Annotated in this window: 19 protein-coding genes and 1 pseudogene; 1 reads left to right on the forward strand and 19 read right to left on the reverse strand. The window is 63.6% G+C overall.

The features are described 5' to 3' along the window. Positions 1-1,500: 1,500 nt before the first annotated feature. From B4M43_RS02655 to B4M43_RS02740, 18 genes and pseudogenes are all read right to left on the reverse strand, one after another. Positions 1,501-2,325, reverse strand: a pseudogene (locus tag B4M43_RS02655) (phage tail protein); the annotation flags it as partial. After that, positions 2,318-2,926, reverse strand: a complete 609-nt coding sequence (locus B4M43_RS02660; RefSeq protein ID WP_296263933.1) for a phage tail protein I — start codon at positions 2,924-2,926, stop codon at positions 2,318-2,320. The gene B4M43_RS02660 and the pseudogene B4M43_RS02655, both read right to left, overlap by 8 nt. Then, positions 2,926-3,813: a baseplate assembly protein gene (locus B4M43_RS02665; protein ID WP_296263934.1), complete on the reverse strand. Its 888-nt coding sequence runs from the start codon at positions 3,811-3,813 to the stop codon at positions 2,926-2,928. Before B4M43_RS02665 ends, B4M43_RS02660 begins: the two co-directional genes overlap by 1 nt. Next, the gene (locus B4M43_RS02670) at positions 3,810-4,136 is read right to left on the reverse strand and encodes a GPW/gp25 family protein (protein ID WP_296263936.1); all 327 of its coding nucleotides are present in this window, start codon (positions 4,134-4,136) and stop codon (positions 3,810-3,812) included. The genes B4M43_RS02665 and B4M43_RS02670 overlap by 4 nt, the downstream gene beginning before the upstream one ends. 3 nt (positions 4,137-4,139) lie before the next feature. Continuing rightward, positions 4,140-4,349, reverse strand: a complete 210-nt coding sequence (locus B4M43_RS02675; RefSeq protein WP_296263937.1) for a hypothetical protein — start codon at positions 4,347-4,349, stop codon at positions 4,140-4,142. Positions 4,350-4,389: 40 nt separating this feature from the next. After that, positions 4,390-4,950 carry a phage baseplate assembly protein V gene (locus B4M43_RS02680; protein ID WP_296263939.1) on the reverse strand — a complete coding sequence of 187 codons (561 nt, stop codon included), beginning with the start codon at positions 4,948-4,950 and terminating at the stop codon, positions 4,390-4,392. Beyond that, on the reverse strand, positions 4,947-5,477 hold the full coding sequence (locus B4M43_RS02685; RefSeq protein WP_296263941.1) for a hypothetical protein: 531 nt from the start codon (positions 5,475-5,477) through the stop codon (positions 4,947-4,949). Before B4M43_RS02685 ends, B4M43_RS02680 begins: the two co-directional genes overlap by 4 nt. Next, positions 5,470-6,129 (reverse strand): hypothetical protein, encoded by a 660-nt coding sequence (locus tag B4M43_RS02690; RefSeq protein ID WP_296263943.1) that lies wholly within the window; start codon positions 6,127-6,129, stop codon positions 5,470-5,472. The genes B4M43_RS02685 and B4M43_RS02690 overlap by 8 nt, the downstream gene beginning before the upstream one ends. After that, a complete protein-coding gene (locus B4M43_RS02695) occupies positions 6,126-6,446 on the reverse strand; it encodes a head-tail joining protein (protein WP_296263944.1) in 321 nt (106 codons plus the stop codon). Before B4M43_RS02695 ends, B4M43_RS02690 begins: the two co-directional genes overlap by 4 nt. A 2-nt stretch (positions 6,447-6,448) precedes the next feature. Then, positions 6,449-6,634 (reverse strand): hypothetical protein, encoded by a 186-nt coding sequence (locus B4M43_RS02700; protein WP_060482043.1) that lies wholly within the window; start codon positions 6,632-6,634, stop codon positions 6,449-6,451. A gap of 1 nt (position 6,635) precedes the next feature. Further along, a complete protein-coding gene (locus B4M43_RS02705) occupies positions 6,636-7,667 on the reverse strand; it encodes a major capsid protein (RefSeq protein WP_296263948.1) in 1,032 nt (343 codons plus the stop codon). A gap of 10 nt (positions 7,668-7,677) precedes the next feature. Further along, the gene (locus B4M43_RS02710; protein ID WP_296263950.1) at positions 7,678-8,028 is read right to left on the reverse strand and encodes a head decoration protein; all 351 of its coding nucleotides are present in this window, start codon (positions 8,026-8,028) and stop codon (positions 7,678-7,680) included. Positions 8,029-8,040: 12 nt separating this feature from the next. Beyond that, complete coding sequence (locus tag B4M43_RS02715) at positions 8,041-9,261, reverse strand: S49 family peptidase (RefSeq protein WP_296263952.1); 1,221 nt, start codon at positions 9,259-9,261, stop codon at positions 8,041-8,043. A gap of 2 nt (positions 9,262-9,263) precedes the next feature. Continuing rightward, a complete protein-coding gene (locus tag B4M43_RS02720; protein WP_296263954.1) occupies positions 9,264-10,871 on the reverse strand; it encodes a phage portal protein in 1,608 nt (535 codons plus the stop codon). A 2-nt stretch (positions 10,872-10,873) separates the two neighbouring features. Continuing rightward, entirely contained in the window at positions 10,874-11,089 is a 216-nt protein-coding gene (locus tag B4M43_RS02725; protein ID WP_296263956.1) for a hypothetical protein, read from the reverse strand. Positions 11,090-11,101: 12 nt separating this feature from the next. Beyond that, entirely contained in the window at positions 11,102-12,988 is a 1,887-nt protein-coding gene (locus B4M43_RS02730) for a phage terminase large subunit family protein (RefSeq protein WP_296263957.1), read from the reverse strand. Positions 12,989-13,031: 43 nt separating this feature from the next. Next, positions 13,032-13,553 (reverse strand): terminase small subunit, encoded by a 522-nt coding sequence (locus B4M43_RS02735; protein ID WP_028694351.1) that lies wholly within the window; start codon positions 13,551-13,553, stop codon positions 13,032-13,034. A gap of 206 nt (positions 13,554-13,759) precedes the next feature. Then, entirely contained in the window at positions 13,760-13,990 is a 231-nt protein-coding gene (locus B4M43_RS02740; RefSeq protein WP_296263960.1) for a hypothetical protein, read from the reverse strand. On the opposite strand from B4M43_RS02740, the gene B4M43_RS02745 reads away from it, so the two are divergent. Further along, on the forward strand, positions 13,989-14,432 hold the full coding sequence (locus B4M43_RS02745; protein WP_296263961.1) for a hypothetical protein: 444 nt from the start codon (positions 13,989-13,991) through the stop codon (positions 14,430-14,432). The two genes, B4M43_RS02740 and B4M43_RS02745, sit on opposite strands and share 2 nt — an antisense overlap. 142 nt (positions 14,433-14,574) lie before the next feature. Here B4M43_RS02745 and B4M43_RS02750 read toward each other — a convergent pair whose 3' ends face one another. After that, positions 14,575-14,922 (reverse strand): phage holin family protein, encoded by a 348-nt coding sequence (locus tag B4M43_RS02750; RefSeq protein ID WP_296263963.1) that lies wholly within the window; start codon positions 14,920-14,922, stop codon positions 14,575-14,577. Between the last annotated feature and the right edge of the window lie 318 nt (positions 14,923-15,240).

Raw genomic sequence — 15,240 nt, forward strand, 5'->3', positions numbered from 1 at the left:
CTGCACGAACGCGGTGGTGGCTAGCTGGGCCGTATTGGTGCCCTTGCTGGCTGTCGGCGCCTCGGGCGTGCCCGTGAGCTTGGGCGAGGTCAGCGGTGCTTTCAGACCCAGCAGGCTTGTCACCGTGTCGGCAAAGTTCGCGTCATTTCCCAGCGCCGTGGCGATCTTCTTCAAGGTGTCCAAGGCGCTTGGCGCCGAGTCGACCACAGCACCGACCGCCGTCTGAACAAAGGCCGTATTCGCCACCTGGCTGGTATTGGCCCCCTTTCCCGCCGTAGGCGCCTCGGGCAAGCCTGTGAGCTTGGGCGAGGCCAGGGGCGCTTTCAGGGCTACCAGCGCTTCCAAGGCGGCCAGCGCATTGACTGTCGCCAGCTCGACCCAACCTTCAAAGCCGCTGGCATCGTTACTGTCGTCCGTGCGCACGAACAGTCTGGTTCCGCCCGGTACCGCAAATTGCGTGCGCTGACCTATCGACTCAATCTGCAAGCCAATGGCGTCGTATCCGCCGCCCAATTCAATCGCCCCGACAGACTTTTCGCCGAAGCCGAAAAAGCAGGTGCCGCGTAGCGCGTTCAGGTCTTCGACAAAAGTGGATCGTCCAGACGTCAGCCCCAAAGACGCCATACCTTGCAGCAAGGCTTTCATGGTGGCGACTTGGTCGGTGTTGGTGCCCACGGCTGCGGTCGGCGCTTCGGGTATCCCCGTGAACTTGGGTGAGGCCAAATTGGCTTTCTTGGCCAGCTCGTTGAGGATGGTGCTGGCAAAGTTCGGGTCATTGCCCAATGCCGCTGCCAACTCGCGCAACGAATCCAGCGCACCCGGTGCGGAGTCAACCAGCGCGGCAATAGCCGCCTGCACAAACGCGGTGGTGGCCAGCTGATCGCTGTTGGTCCCCTTGCCTGCCGTAGGCGCCTCGGGCTTGCCGGTGAGCTTGGGCGAGGCCAGCGGAGCCTTCTGACTCAGCTGGATGTCCATTGCGTTCGACAACGCGCTTAGCGCGTCCACGGTCGCCAACTCGCCCCAGGCGGAAAAGCCGGTGTAGTCCTCGCTGTCGTCAGTGCGGATCTGCAACTTGGCGCCGCCCGAAACCGCAAACTGCGTGCGCTGCCCATAAGACTCGATCTGCAGGCCGACCGCATCGTAAGCCCCTGATTCGACCGGCGCACCAATGGTCCAGTGCGTGAACCCGAAAAAGCGCGTGCCGCGCAGCGCATCGAGGTCGGCCGGACGGCTGGACTTGTCCGCCAATCCATACGCACTCAGCCCCTGCATCAGAGCCTTCATGGTGGCAAGCTGGTTGGAGCTGGTTCCCACCTCAGCGGTCGGCGCCTCCGGCACGTCCGTAAACTTGGGCGAGGACAAATTGGCTTTCTTGCTTAACGCGTCGTCGACCTGGGTCTTGGTGTAGACATCCGTCAGGCCGTAGCCAGCGGCGGTGGTCGGATTCGTCCCTGCAACCACACGGCCGTACTTGTCCACCTGCACGCTGCGATAGGTGCCAGGCGCCACCCCGGTGCGACCGAAGACCATTTCGAAGGCCAAAGCGGTAACGCCCACGCTGATCGTACCGTCAGTGACCAGCTGCCAAGCGCTGTCGCCGTTGACCGTGCCGCGCTCGACCAAGACCAGCAGATTGGGCGTGACCTTCACGCTGGTGTTCGCATCTGCGCAACGCGGCCAGGCACCGGTCGCGGCCAGGTACAGGCCGTTGTCTTTGGCTGCGCTCTGATCCTTGACCAGCACCCGAGCGCCTGCAGGCAGCGCGATGCCGTCCACCGTTTGCAGACCGCTAAGGGTGACGTTTCCCGTGGTGGCCGCGAGTACCGAATGCTTGAAGTCCTGGCGGGCCAGTTCTTCGGCCACCCATTCGCGGGTAGCCAGCACGACGCTGGGATCAATCTTGAGCTGTACGTTCGCTGCGCTGCTGACCACCAAGCTCATGCGCAGCACCTGAGTACGGCCCGAGCCCTGCGACAGCACAGGCTTGTAGGTCGGTGCACAGTTGGCCACGGCCACCAGATCGCCGGCTTCGTCGTACAGGCCGATTTCACGAATCCACATACCGCCGATATCGGCTGGGATTACCTGTTCGGCAACGATGATCGACGGATCGTTGTCGTCGACCTTGAGTTGATTGAGCGGCGCCCGGCGCCACTCGTTGATCAGCGCCTTTTGCGTCGCGTTCGGGGTGGGGTCGGCGCCGTTGGCATCCCCTACGCCCATCTGCGTGATTTTCCACGCGATGCCCAAGGCGTCGGCGTTGGCCTGCTTGGCCGCGCCGATGTTCGTCAGGATCGCGTAGAACTGGGTGTTCTTATCAACCATGTCCAATTTCCAATGTGTCGATTGTGGTTTCACGCCCACCGCGTCCGATCACGCCAACGACTTCAATGGTGCGCTGGATCGGCGGGTACACGCTCAGAATGTCGCCCTCGCTCAGGCTCGCGCCGATGTAGCAGCGGCCTTTGGCTTCCAGGCTGATTTCCAGGCCGACCATGTGCCGGCTCACAGGCCGGGCGTCATCGAGCAGTGCCGTCAGCTCGCGGTAGGTGTCATCGCTGATACCCGAGTCCGACACCCCCACCTTGAGCGCGAAGGTGCCAGGCACACCCATGGGGGCCATGTTCCACCACTCGACCACCTCGATCAGGTAGCCAAACGGCTCGACCACGCGGCGCAGCGCGCCGATGGTTCCCTTGTGCTTGTGGATGTAGAACGACGACTTGATCACCGAGCGCTTGACCGCCTCGGACCAATTGTCGTCCCAGCGGTCGACCGACCAGGCCCAGGCCAGCTGATACAGCAGGTGCGCCGGGCAGGTGTCGGGGTTGTAGAGGGTGCGCAGCGTGATAGTGGTCGTCTCAGCCTCGGCACCCTCCACAGCGCGCTCCAGCAGCGTGCGGTTGTTGGGGAGTAGGCTGCTCATCACGTCCCCCGCACTACGCTGATATCAGTGCACCAGGCCGCCTGCGCCTTGGTCGGCTTGATATCCGTCCACCCGGTCAGCTCCACCCGTGAAACCCCGTCGATATGCAACTGGGCATCGACCCCGGACCTGGCCACCTCGACACCCAGCCGGCGCCGGGGGTTGACCCAGGCCTGCAAGCGCGTGCGGCAGGTGGCCAAGATCGCCTCGTTTTCGGGGCCGTTACTGACCATGTAGACCTTGGCGCTGACCTTGTACGGCAGAATCTGCGCGCTCTGCACAGTGAGCCGATCCGCTACCGGCCGTACGTCATCGTCGTTCAACTGGGCCGCGACGGTATCGAGCAGGGCCGCCGGCGCAGCCCCAGTTCCCTCCAGCGACAGGACTGTAATCATCACCACCGCCGGCGATGGGCTTTCGGCCGTGGCATCGGCCACCAGGCCCGAGGCGTTACGCGCGTGCAGGATGTAACTGTTACGCGGCCCGGCCGTGGTCAGGCCCTCATAGACCAGCTGCACCCGCTCGCGCAACGCGTCGTCTTCTTCCATCACCGCCGGCACCGGTGGCACCGCGGTCAAATCCTCGGCCTGAACGACCAGGCGCTGCAGGCTGACGTTGGCAGCCAGCTGGTCAAGGTCGGTGCCTTTGGCATAGGCCAGCAGCAGCGCCTTGCCGGCATCGTTGACACGCGCCCGGTTGAGCAAGCGCCGGTAGCTGCCCAGCTCGATCAGCTTGGTGACCGGGTCGCTTTCCAGCGGCGCCGACCACTCCTGCCCGTCCTGCTCCATCAGCTGCTGGAAGGTGGCCAGCTCCGCTTGATACGTCTCTTCGAAGTCCAACGTTTCCAGCACCGCCGGTGCCGGCAGCGCGGTTAGGTCAATGGTCATGCGCTTGCCTCCAGTACCACGTCATCGCCCAGGTACTTGCCGGACAGCTGGAAAGTGATTTTCCCGTCGACCACCGACACCACCTTGACCCGCTCCATTTGCAGACGCGGTTCCCACCGCCCCAGGGCGCGGGCCACCTCGGCCTGCACCGCACTTTTCCAGCCCTCGTTGACCGGCAGGTCGACGTAGCGCCGTAGGGTGCTGCCGTACTCCGGCCGCATGCGCCGCGAGCCGAGCGGCGTGGTCAGAATGTCCTCAATGGACTGCCGCAGATGGGCCAGGCCCGACAGCGGCTTACCCGTTCGGCGGTCCATCCCGATCATGGGTCACCTCTCCCGGCCCAGGGCCTCGAAGTCGCTGCGCGCGTCGAGATACTGGCGCGCTTCTTCGTCGCCGGCCGGCACTACCAGCCGGCCACGCAGCACTACCAGCTCGCGGCCGCTGGGCATGAACAGCGAGCGCTGCGCATAGGCTTTGTCGCAATAGATCAGCTCCGCCGGCGCACTCGGCGCGGCGGTATCTTTCTTCGTCGCCATGGAAAACTCCGGGCAAGAAAAAGCCCGCGAATGCGGGCTGTCAGTGTTTGTGGTTTGGCGTATTGCCGGCGGTGTCGATGATCCTGGCGCCGCCGAAGATATCGCCCGTTACGCGTAACGCTCCGTTGATCTCCACTTCACCGGTTAGGGTGATGGTGCCCGACTTAGCGGTGATAGCGTTGTCGGTTACCACCACTTCGGTGCCTCCTACCTTCACCGTGGCGGTGCCGCTGGGAAGCATGATGGTGTAGCTCGTGGCCTTCCAGTCGTAGACCAGCGAGCCCCCATCGTCGAAGCGCCACGCCTCGACATGGTCCCGGTTGTCCGGCTGCGCGCCGGCATTGCCGTAGAGCCCCGGAACGAACGTGCCTTGGGCAGGTTCCCCGCTGGGGCTGATAAGTGCGCCCTGCTCACCCAGGCTCGGCGCGCGCCAGTGACGGGCCTTGCCAGCGGCCAGCGCATGCCAGCGCACCCAGGCGCTGGTCCAACTGCTGCCATCGGAAACGCGCACCATGGCGGCCGCCAGGTCGACGGCCACCACTCGGCAGGGGATCACCAGGCACGACAACATGCGGTCGTGCTGTGCGGTTGCGTACGTCAACCCAAGTCCTCCGGCGCGACGTAGTGGTGTTCGTTGCCTGGCCCAGTGTCGGGATCGAAGGCAACAACTAGCGGGCCGGGCTCTCGGGGCCAAGGCCATTCTTCCGTGCCGAGGTACAGCACCTGGCTCCACTCCACGACCCAGACGGCAAAGCTGTCCAACTCTGGGCGGCTCCAATCACGCTCCGCGCGGATGAACTCAGCGAGCCCGCACGGCAGTCCCCACGACTGCATCCGCAGCAGCACCGCGAGTTGCGCCGCGACGAAGGCCGCGATGTGCAGGCAGTTGGCCTCCTCGACCGGCACGATCACCCGCGCCTCGAAGCGAGCCTCGACCGCCGTTTCGCCGGTACCGGGGTCATTCTCTGCCGCTTCAAAACCGGTCAGTTCCAGCACCACTGCAGGCGGCGGCACGACCTCCAATCCCTCTGGCATCGTCCCGACATACGCCAGGCCCGGAATCGCTTCGCTGATGTGCCGCTCGATGGCCGCGTACACGCCGGCCAGCGGAATCGCATCCTCATCCATTGCCCGTTTTCCTCAAGTATTTGAGCAGTTCGTAGTTCAGCTCCTGCTCCATGACCACCTGCAGACGCTCATGCGCTTTGCGGGTCCAGGCCTCGAAGTGCGGGCGTACGTCGTCCAGCGAGATCTTGGCTTTGGCCAGCGGGAAACGGTTACCGTTTTCCGCGACCCAGCCGGAGCGATGGCCACCGCGCGCGGCCTCGACGTCGGGGAACTGGCTGGCGTCGAAGTGATTGCTGGCCGTGCGTATCCAGATATCGGGGCGACCGCCATAAACGGTCTTGAAGAACGCGCCCTGATAGCGCCGGCCGGCCACCGATACGCCGGTACGGCTCTGCCGCGCGCGGCCAGCTCGACTGGCTTCGAGCGGACGGATGCCGAACCAGAGCTTTCCTTGGCCGTTGTTGCCCGACAGGTATGCCTTGAGCCGCTGCCGCACAGCTGTGACCGCAATGCGCTCTTGGCTGCCCACATCGCGCGCGATGTGCGTGCGCAGCCAGCGCAGGGTCTTGTTGATGGCTCGGCGCTGAGCGGCCGCGATGGCCTTGGGTACCTGCTTGGCAAACTCTTCATAGCCACTGAGGCTCTTCGGATCGAGCTGCAGCGTCAGCAGGCCGGCGTCGGCCGAGGTCTTGTAGAAAGAACCTACGCTCATCGAACCTCCCGTAGGGTCAGGTTGATCCAACCGGTGCCGTCAGGCTTGCGAGCAGCGATGACATACCGTCCGCCGCCATCCTCCGGCGCAAGCTTGATCACCAGGTGCATGCCTTCCTTGATGCCGTTCGCATGCATGATCCGCACGGCAAACGTAGGTTCGCGCAGGCCGGTGTTGATCTGGCCGAGCTTGGGTTGCAGCCAAGGTGCCGAGAAAAATCCAGGCACCGGCTCGGCTAATCCGTCGATCTCGGCTTCATCGCCCAGCACGTCCAGAAGCGCGGAGTCCATGGACGCCACGTTCTCGCGGAAGGCCATGGTCAGGTCTCGTCGTCATCGCCGGCCGCCGCTACGGGCAGCTGGCCACGGCCGGCGATCTTGCCTTCCTGAAGCAGCAACTGGGTCAGCTCTTTGCTCGATGGCGTGTAGACCTCACCCTTCTTGATGATCTGCTTGCCGTCCTGAATGCAGCCATCGACCACGACGTATTCGACTTTGCCAGCCATGTCACACCACCTTCGCGAAGAGGAAAGCGTTCGGCTCGAGCAGACCCGCCAACGGCGCCGACTGCAGCTTCAACCAGCGCATGCTTGGCTCTTGGGTTACCCAGCTCTTCGGGAAGCGGGCTGCTTCGACCAGGCCGCTCTCGATGGCTTCCATGTCCTGAATGGCCGCGTACAGCATCGCGTTGCGGGTCGAGGTGGAACCGAGGATCAAACCGCCTTCGGGAATCACTGGCTGATCCTTGCCATCATCGTCCGCGTACCACTCGTCATAGGCGTAGAGGTCCACACCGGGATCGTTCAAGTAGCCGATGTAAGTCACGCCATCAGGCAGCTCCTCGGGTTTGATCAGTCCCATGTCGACGCGGCGGCTGTTGAGTTGCTCCAGCACTTTGTTGTTGCTCTGGAAGGCATCCTGCGCGCCGCTGCTTAGCACGGCGACGTTGGCCGAGCGCCCCGAATCCTTGGCAATCAGACGCCGCCACTGACGCAGGTTGCCGATAGGGTCCGATGCGTCGGTGTCCCAGCGACCGTTGGCCAACGTGACCTTGTGGGTCTCCTCCATCAGAAAGTCGATGGTGTCATCCACGCCATCGCCCACCACGCGGATCTTGCCGGTGGTCAACGCCTGGGCACACATCCACTCTTCGCGGCGGATGATCTCTTCATCCAGCTCCAGCAGGTCGCGGCCAAGCCGCTCACCCGCACGTTCGAGCGCGGTACGCGTGGAAAACGGGTTGTCACCGGCCGAGCGTTTCAGAATCAGCTCGGCGCGTGTGGAACGCTTGGGCTGGATGTAAGGCGGCTTGTAGGTCGAGGACGTGAAGCCCGTGCGCTGCGAGACGCTACCGGGCAGCGTCGGATGGACGAACGGCGCCATCTTGCGCTGGCCTTTGATGATGTCGATGGTCACCGCCTCGGTGCCAAACGTCTCAGGCATGCCGCCATTGAAGAAGGTATTGAGCAGGAAGCGGCGCGGCGGGCTCATCTGCTCGACAGCTTCCAGCATGGTCAGGGTGTCGAAAATATCGGTCATGGGGGCTCCGTTAACGAATGAAGAGGCAGAGAGGTCGCAGCGCAGCCTTGGCGGCGGCCAGCGTCAGGCCCTCGCCAAGCGTGAGCCGGTTGCCGAGCACCTGGCCGGTGAGCCGGATCGGCGCGGCCTTGGCGCCATCGGTGGTGTCGACGTCCTGATCGAGGATGGCGGTCGGGGTTTTCGAGCCGTCTGACGCGGCGGTCTTGCACAGCACGTATTCACGGCTGTCGGTGACCTGTCCTAGGACGGCGCCGCGCTTGAGCACCTGCCCGGCCGCGACCACGCCGGAGTCGATGACGATGGGGAAATCCCCTGCCGAAAGCTGGCTTGGTATAAAGGTCTTGCGTTCAGGGTTGGACATGTCGGGTTCCTATCAACGGCGCGAGGCGCCTGCAACGATTGCGCTGACGGCGGCTTTGCGCTCGCCTTCCTTGCCGCCGGCGGGTGGGGTGGTGCTGCTCACGCCCTGGGCATCGGCCTTGATGCCGGAGAGGGAAATGCCGCGATCCTGAGCCGCTTTGAACATCACCATGGCGGTGGCCTCGACGCTGCTGCCGTCTTCGATAGCCGCCTCGACTTCCTTTTCGAAGCCTTTGCTGGCCAACGCGTTGATGCCCTTGATGCGCTCACGCTCGGCGGTTGTGGCCTCGGTACGGATTGCCGAGAGGTCTGGCTGCTCCGCCTGGGCGATTTCAATGGTGGTTGGATCGGTGCCTGCTGCGAGCGCCGTGCGCAGATCTGCCGTAGTCTTAACAGTGGTCATGGTGTTGGTCCTTGTTGAGTTGAAGGCCGGTCTGGCCAGTTCGGTGATCAGCGATTCCAGCGAGCCCACCCGGTGGGCCAGGCCGTGCTTGACGGCATCGGCGCCGACGCGGATACCGCCGTGGTCGCCCATTTCGGGAACTTGCTCCGCCGCCACATCGAGGTTGCGGGCCACTTTGCCAACGAAGACATCGCCCAAGGCATCGATGGTTTCGCCGAGCTTGGCGCGGCCCTCTTCGGTGCCGAGATCCGGCCGCTTGTTGGGCGCGTTGCGGCTGACGATCTGGTACCGAGTGCGGCCACTGGCTTTCTCGTCGTCGACGACAGCCTCCACGACCACGCCGATGCTGCCGGCGAGACTCGCTTCGTCGATGACGATTTCGTGGGCCGCCGAGGCGATCCAGTAGGCCGCGCTCGCGCCGATGCCGCCGATGTAGGCGACGATGCGTTTGCGCGACCGACCCTGATAGATCAGCTCGGCCAGCTCGTTGATGCCCGATGCAACACCGCCTGGGCTGTCGATGTTGAGCACGATGGACTTGACCTTAGGGTCGTCCAGCGCACGCTGGATATCGCTGCCCAGCACCTGGGTGCTGGTTGCGCCGCTGATCTCGGTGAACAGGTTGGCGTAGCGGAAGATGGGGCCGATGACGGGCACCAGGGCGACGTTGCCCCGCAGCGTGACGCGGCGGGTCTCTTCCAGTTGCTCGCCGCGCTTGGTGGCCAGCGCCAGCGGGTCACCCATGCGATCCGAGATGGTCAGCAGGTTATCCAGGGCGTCAGGCAGCATCAGCCAGGGCTGCGAGGCAGCCAGCTCCAGTGCTCTTGGCATGATCAGTTCTCTTTGGGTTCGGGTTCTGGCGGGTCTTCCAGTCCGCCTTTGGGCAAGGCCTGGATGTTGTGCTCGCGCCGGTAGCCGACTTCGCGGGTGCGTTGCCGGATCACCTGCTGCCAAGGCTCACCGGTCATGGCAGCCGTCTCCAGCGTCTCGTTGCTAACGCCGATCTCGATGCGCTTGCCGGCTGCGTTGGCTTCCTTGAGTTCATCGATGGCACCGCGTGCCGGGCCGATCCAGATGGCCTGGCAATAGGCTTTGCGCTTAGCGGTGTCGCTATAGCCGGGCAAGTTGATCAGGCCACGGGCCACAGCTTCGTCGATGATCAGCTCGCGGCTCGGCTGGCAGAAGTCGCACGCCAGCCACCAACGGCGCAGGCTGTAGAAACGCCACGCTTGCAGCATGGCGGCACGCGCGGCGCTGTAGCTGCTGCTGTAGTGCAACAGCAGCTCCTCCATCGGCAGCTCCAGCGCTGCGCCGATCTCCTTCACAACGGCGGTGAAGAATGGATCGAACTGCGCATTCGGCCGGCTGGGGTTGGCCACCATCGGCTCTTCGCCCACGCCGAGATCCACGATGGCACCCTCGCCCAGTGCCAGCTCGCCGTCCGACGTGTCGTCGCCGCCGGGCTGTTCTTCTGCCAGCGCCGACATCGGCAGGTTGCCCGACTGGAAGTTGTCACCCTTCTTGATGAATACGGTAAACATCGCCGAAATCACAGCGGCCATCAGCTCGGCGCTGCTGTAGCGCTCCAGCTTCTGCAACGGCTCCAGCACAGGCGACAGGTAGGGTGCGCCGCGCTTCTGGCCGGGCCGCTCTTTGTCCGACATGACGTGCAGCACTCGCCGCCGGCCTGTCGCTTCACCGAACACTTGCAGACGCTCCCAGCGCAGGGGATTACCTGCCAGATGCTCACCGGCATAGCCGGTGCAGACGTGGTAGGCCACTGGCGCGCCCAGGCCGTCGAACTCGACCCCTTCGACTAGATCCGGCCGGTCCATTCCGCTGTTGGGGTTGCCCACCCGATCCGACTCGATCAGTTGCAAGCGCGTGCTGAACAGGCAGCCAGCGCGTTCTTGATCGGGGCTGGCCACGAACACATCGCCAGCCACCATCGAGGACACCAGCACCAGCGCCTGCAGTTGGTAATGGTTGAGCGTGGCTTCGGCATCGCACTCGCGCGGGTCGTCGGCATACAGCGACCAGAGCCGGTCGAGTTGGCCGTTGAGCTGTTCGGCCCGTTCCTCGGTGATGCCCAATGCCTCATGGTCGACCTGAGCACGGCAGACTAGGCCGGTGCCCACCACGTTGGTACGCAGCCGGGTGATCGCAGCGCGAGCCACCAGGTGATTGCGCATCGCATCGCGTGACCGCGCGACCAGCATGCGCCGCTCGCTTTGGTTGAAGTCGCGCCGTGGGCTGCCCAGGCCAGGTATCCAACTGGCCACGCTGCGCAGCACCCGCGAGGCACCACGCCAGCGAGTTTCTACACCGCCACCGCCGCCTTGGGCGACGATCTGCTGGCCTTCGGCCGAAGCCCTGGCCACCCGGATCGCCTCTCCCATCAGTTGCTCGGCTGCGGATTCTCGTTTACGAAATGGCCACATGCTCAAAGCCCCACATACGAGATGCGGTTGCGCCCACGGCGCGCACGCCCGGCCTGCTCCAGCGCGACCTGATCGGCGTACTGCTTTTCCAGCAGCCGCAGGCTATTGAGTTCGGCCAACTGGATCTCCCGGTCGGCACGGCGTAGCCGCTGACCGTTCTTCAGAACGGCCGAGATCGCCGCCCTGACTTCCGCCAGGCGTTGTTCTGCTTCTGTCATGGTGAACCTCGATTAGCCGACGCGGCTCCGCGTGCCACGACCGCGAGCGACCGCGCGACGTGGAACCGGCGCCACCGCCTGTTCGGTATTGAAAAGGGTAGGCTGCAGCTGTTGCTGCTCCAGCTGGTCCCATTCGTGGTCGCGCAGCAGGTGTGTTTTCAGGCTACGCGCGGCGTGCAGCGCGTACACCTCACAGTCGAGCGCCTCGTTGCGCCGGCCGGCCTTCTTCTGCCAGACCATGCGGCTGGGGATGCGCGGATGCGGGGCCAGCACTTCGTTGGTCAGTTGCTCGTAGTAGTCCGCGCGGATCTCGCTGTACCAGTGCATGCGCCCAGGCCCGCTGCCCTTGAGCCGCATGCGGCCATCGATCAGCGTCTTAGCCTTGTGCGTACCGACGATGAACACGCGCAGGCCGTACTTGGCCGCTTTGGTGTTGTCCTGGCTGGTATCGGTCGACTGCGCCGGTTTGGTGAAGATCTCCCGGTCGCGGCTGTCGATCGACGCGCCCTTGATCGCCATGATGTTGAAGCGCTGGCGGTCGCGCACGTAGGTGTACACCGCATCGCTGGTATTGCCGTCCGAGCTGTCGATGCTGACGGCCGATACCGCGATCTGTGCGCCGCCCTCGGTCGGGATGGGCGTGGCGATGATGCGATCCAGCTCGTCCCACACGGCGTCGTTCGGATCGATGGGGTTGCCGGGCAGCTCGCCCCAGTACAACCGCCACGACTCTTCTCCCCTGCCCCAGCCGATGATCACCAGCGCCAGGCGGTCGCCCTGTACGTCCACCCCTACCGTAACCAGCAAGACGCCTTTCGGCGCCGTCAGCTCGGCGTAGGGTTCGGCGCGCTTCTCCAGCTCGTCGGTCTTGGGTGCGTTGCTCTTGTACTCGTAGCTTTCGCCCATCGAACTGTTGGTGAAGGCGATCATCGGCCCGATGTTGCCCATCGAAGCGGCATGCTCGGCCTGCAGCTTCTTCTCCATCAGCACTTCGAACCGCGAGCCGTGGAACGTGGCATACAGCTCGTTGAGGATGTAGCCGGCGATCCCGCGAAACTCGGCGGTGGCCTCCCAGCGGCCGTGCCGGAGGTTGGCGTTTTTCTGGTGGTCGTCCCATATCTCGCCACAGTGCGGGCAAGCGTAATAGGCCGTCTCCGGGCGACGCTTGCGGTAAACCTCATGGTTATAGTGCAGGTCTTCGTCGCAGTGCAGATGGTCGAAGCTCAAGGCGTGCGATTGACCGCAGCCATGGCACGGCACCAGGCCCACGCGCTTGTCCGACAGTTCGAGCTCTGCGTCGATGGCTGACAGCCCTTTGATGGTCGGCGTCCCTCCGATGATGATCTTCGAGCGCCGGAAGGTTTTCAGACGCTCCTTGGCCAGCTTGATGCTGTCGCCCTGTCCGCGCAGGTTGAGGTTGCAGTCGTCGGGCTCTTCGATGGCCACGCGCGGTACCGGCGTGGACTTCACACTGGCCGGGCTGTTGGAGCCGACCATTTTCAGGAAGCCGCCGGGAAAGCGCTTGAAGTCCTGGCGTTGCTGCAGCTTGCGGCTGCGCAGGTCGACCTTCTTGCCCAGCCGTCTGGTCGCCTCGATCATTGGCTCCAGCTTTTCCGCCACGTATTGCTTGGCGGCCTCGGCCTTGGGGAACAGGATCAGGATCGGTGAGGGGTCGAGGTCGATCCACTTGCCCAGTGCGTTGCCCAGCACGCCGGATGTCCAGGCCACCTGGGCCGACTTGCGGCCAACGATCTCACCGACATTCGGGTCGTCCAGCGCCTCCAGTGGGCCACCAGGCCAGATCAGGTGCGGCGTTTTGTCGAAACGGTATTTGCCGGGAGTGGCGGATTCTTCGGGAGCCAGCCAGCGGTATTTATCGGCCCACTCGATGATGGTCATGCGCGGCGGCGGTGCCCACTTGCGGCACACCCGCCCCATTGCCTTACTCGCCGTCTTCTTCAGAGCCCTCCGCATCGTCCGGCTCGTCAGAATCCCCAGCGAGATCGTCGTCCTCGTCATACGCGGACAGTCTCCTAAGTATCGATTCGATGGGTTGGCGAATCAGCTGGTCGTCGATCTGCACGCCGTACTGCGCGGACAACGTCTCGGCCAGTTCGTCGGGCAACGTGTTGAGCAGCTCGATTTTGGCGGCGGTGATTACCGCCTCGAAGCGTTGCACTAGATCGGCTTCGATTACGACCTCGCCCAGGTCTTTGGCCAGCGCCAGCTCTTCGCGGTCGCCTCGGATTCGGTCAAGGCGGTCGCGGGTGGATTCCTTCTTGCCGTTGAGGGCGGCTTGGCGCATCAGCCAGTCGATCACCAGCTGCGTGTCGTACTGGTTTTCGTTGCCGCGTCCTACGCCAAACTCGATCACCGGCATGCCGTCTTTTTGCCAGCGGCTGAGGGTGCGTTCGTCACGGCCGACGATCTCGCTCAATTCGAGTTTGGTAACTGTCTTGCCCATCGCTAAGTCCTTGAAAAGACGGACATCCCTGCCAGGATCTCAGCTGCAGAGAAACCGCGAGTCTGCGCACCCGTGTAGGGGCCGGGGCCGGGGGAGGACCCAAAATCAGGGGCACCGCCCCTACCGGATGATTCGCCCATGCGGATTCCCAGCCCCGTACCTCGGCTATATCTCTCGGCTCCCTGACCGGCTGCGGCCACGGGGTATCAACCGCACTGGCAACACCGCTTACGCGGCTTTTCTTGGTAACGTCCCGTGGCCAGCGCCAGACTCAAAGCTTCTACAAGGACTTCTTTAGGGGTTTCCTCCAGCGTCTTCTGCCAGTAATGTCGCGCACGCATAAGGTCGCAAGCTCGATGCACCTGCATATCGATGTAACGCATTACCTGCTCCCTGGTTTGGGGGCTTTTTTTCTCTTGCTCAGGAGTCAAGGACATGACCATCTCCAACATCCAACAATTTGATGAAATCACCGGCCAGGTGCTCGGCGCGCTGTACGAAAGCTTTCCGGTCCCACGCCATCTATTGATCAAACAGTTTGTTGAGGGCGGGTTCACTTTCGATGAACACATGGCAGCGGACACCCCTAACGAGCGGGGCGAGTTCTTCATAGCCTGTATCGAATGGCTAGCCGAAGCGGGCTACCTCACCTTCGGAGATCAATCGCACGGCAGCGGCTTCATAAGTGCAGTGTTGACCGCAATGGGTCTGGAAGCTCTGAAGGCTGTACCCTCAAGCCTATCTGCAGGACTTTCATTGGGCGACCAACTCGTTAATGCCACCAAAAGCGGTACAAAGAGCGTCTTGGGTGGCTTGGCAGGCGAGGTACTTTCGGTTGGCTCCCGCCTTGTGACCGCACACTTTGGACTACCTGGCTGACGTCGTAACGAGCCAATGAAGTTCAGCAGACTGGATTTCAGTAAGCTGGCAATCCTCCCGCCGGCAAAGCAACGCGGGTTTCCCGTCCCGTACCCCGTCCAACCCCCCAGGGTCCCCGGCCCCCGGCAGAAACCTAGCCGGCTCACTGGGCTGGCCCGCCCGGCGGGGGCGGCGCCTCGCAGACGCCCAGCCGCTTGGCGGCCCAGCGTTCGTAAAGGCCGATGGCAACGTCGGCGCCGGCCGTGGCCGTCAGGCAACCGAACGCCGCAGCCGCCCAAATCGAAGCGCCCATGGAGTAAAGCAGCATGATGGTTGCAACCCCGCAGACCACGCAGGCGCCGGAGCGCAGCACGATCCGGCGGACCAGGTTCCACCCGCTCGCCCCTGCTCGATCTGCTCGCCACATCTCGCCGGACACTCCGCCGACCAGGGACAGGATGATCACCATCCAGATCGGCATCTCAGCCAGCGCTTGTTGTTCGTTCGTCATCCCGCCCCCAAATGCAAAAAACCCGGCGCGATGGCCGGGTTTGCTGTGTGTGGCGGGCTGCTTTGTGCGCCCGCACGTCTCGAAGATGGGTACTTTTTACAGGTCGAGTTTACTGGCAGCAAGCGAGTTTTAATGCCACCGGCCAATAAGGGATCAACGCCCGGGGAATGTCTGGCGAATGTCAGAGCAATGCACCTGCCCGGCTATCTGTTGCTGACCCTGCGTCCCATTGGTCCCATGGGGAATACAGATGGCGGGACACTTGCAGGCCTCTGAAATCAAGGGCTGTCCCACTGTCCTACTTTTTAAACCCAATCT

Source organism: Pseudomonas sp. UBA6562 (genome assembly GCF_002434265.1).
Lineage (GTDB): Bacteria > Pseudomonadota > Gammaproteobacteria > Pseudomonadales > Pseudomonadaceae > Aquipseudomonas.

Excerpts from the sequence above, each read along its gene's own strand:
- B4M43_RS02660 (WP_296263933.1), bottom strand. The coding sequence starts at position 2,926 with ATGAGCAGCCTACTCCCCAACAACCGCACGCTGCTGGAGCGCGCTGTG.
- B4M43_RS02665 (WP_296263934.1), bottom strand. The coding sequence starts at position 3,813 with ATGACCATTGACCTAACCGCGCTGCCGGCACCGGCGGTGCTGGAAACG.
- B4M43_RS02670 (WP_296263936.1), bottom strand. The coding sequence starts at position 4,136 with ATGATCGGGATGGACCGCCGAACGGGTAAGCCGCTGTCGGGCCTGGCC.
- B4M43_RS02675 (WP_296263937.1), bottom strand. The coding sequence starts at position 4,349 with ATGGCGACGAAGAAAGATACCGCCGCGCCGAGTGCGCCGGCGGAGCTG.
- B4M43_RS02685 (WP_296263941.1), bottom strand. The coding sequence starts at position 5,477 with ATGGATGAGGATGCGATTCCGCTGGCCGGCGTGTACGCGGCCATCGAG.
- B4M43_RS02690 (WP_296263943.1), bottom strand. The coding sequence starts at position 6,129 with ATGAGCGTAGGTTCTTTCTACAAGACCTCGGCCGACGCCGGCCTGCTG.
- B4M43_RS02695 (WP_296263944.1), bottom strand. The coding sequence starts at position 6,446 with ATGGCCTTCCGCGAGAACGTGGCGTCCATGGACTCCGCGCTTCTGGAC.
- B4M43_RS02700 (WP_060482043.1), bottom strand. The coding sequence starts at position 6,634 with ATGGCTGGCAAAGTCGAATACGTCGTGGTCGATGGCTGCATTCAGGAC.
- B4M43_RS02705 (WP_296263948.1), bottom strand. The coding sequence starts at position 7,667 with ATGACCGATATTTTCGACACCCTGACCATGCTGGAAGCTGTCGAGCAG.
- B4M43_RS02710 (WP_296263950.1), bottom strand. The coding sequence starts at position 8,028 with ATGTCCAACCCTGAACGCAAGACCTTTATACCAAGCCAGCTTTCGGCA.
- B4M43_RS02715 (WP_296263952.1), bottom strand. The coding sequence starts at position 9,261 with ATGCCAAGAGCACTGGAGCTGGCTGCCTCGCAGCCCTGGCTGATGCTG.
- B4M43_RS02720 (WP_296263954.1), bottom strand. The coding sequence starts at position 10,871 with ATGTGGCCATTTCGTAAACGAGAATCCGCAGCCGAGCAACTGATGGGA.
- B4M43_RS02725 (WP_296263956.1), bottom strand. The coding sequence starts at position 11,089 with ATGACAGAAGCAGAACAACGCCTGGCGGAAGTCAGGGCGGCGATCTCG.
- B4M43_RS02730 (WP_296263957.1), bottom strand. The coding sequence starts at position 12,988 with ATGACCATCATCGAGTGGGCCGATAAATACCGCTGGCTGGCTCCCGAA.
- B4M43_RS02735 (WP_028694351.1), bottom strand. The coding sequence starts at position 13,553 with ATGGGCAAGACAGTTACCAAACTCGAATTGAGCGAGATCGTCGGCCGT.
- B4M43_RS02745 (WP_296263961.1), top strand. The coding sequence starts at position 13,989 with ATGACCATCTCCAACATCCAACAATTTGATGAAATCACCGGCCAGGTG.
- B4M43_RS02740 (WP_296263960.1), bottom strand. The coding sequence starts at position 13,990 with ATGTCCTTGACTCCTGAGCAAGAGAAAAAAAGCCCCCAAACCAGGGAG.
- B4M43_RS02750 (WP_296263963.1), bottom strand. The coding sequence starts at position 14,922 with ATGACGAACGAACAACAAGCGCTGGCTGAGATGCCGATCTGGATGGTG.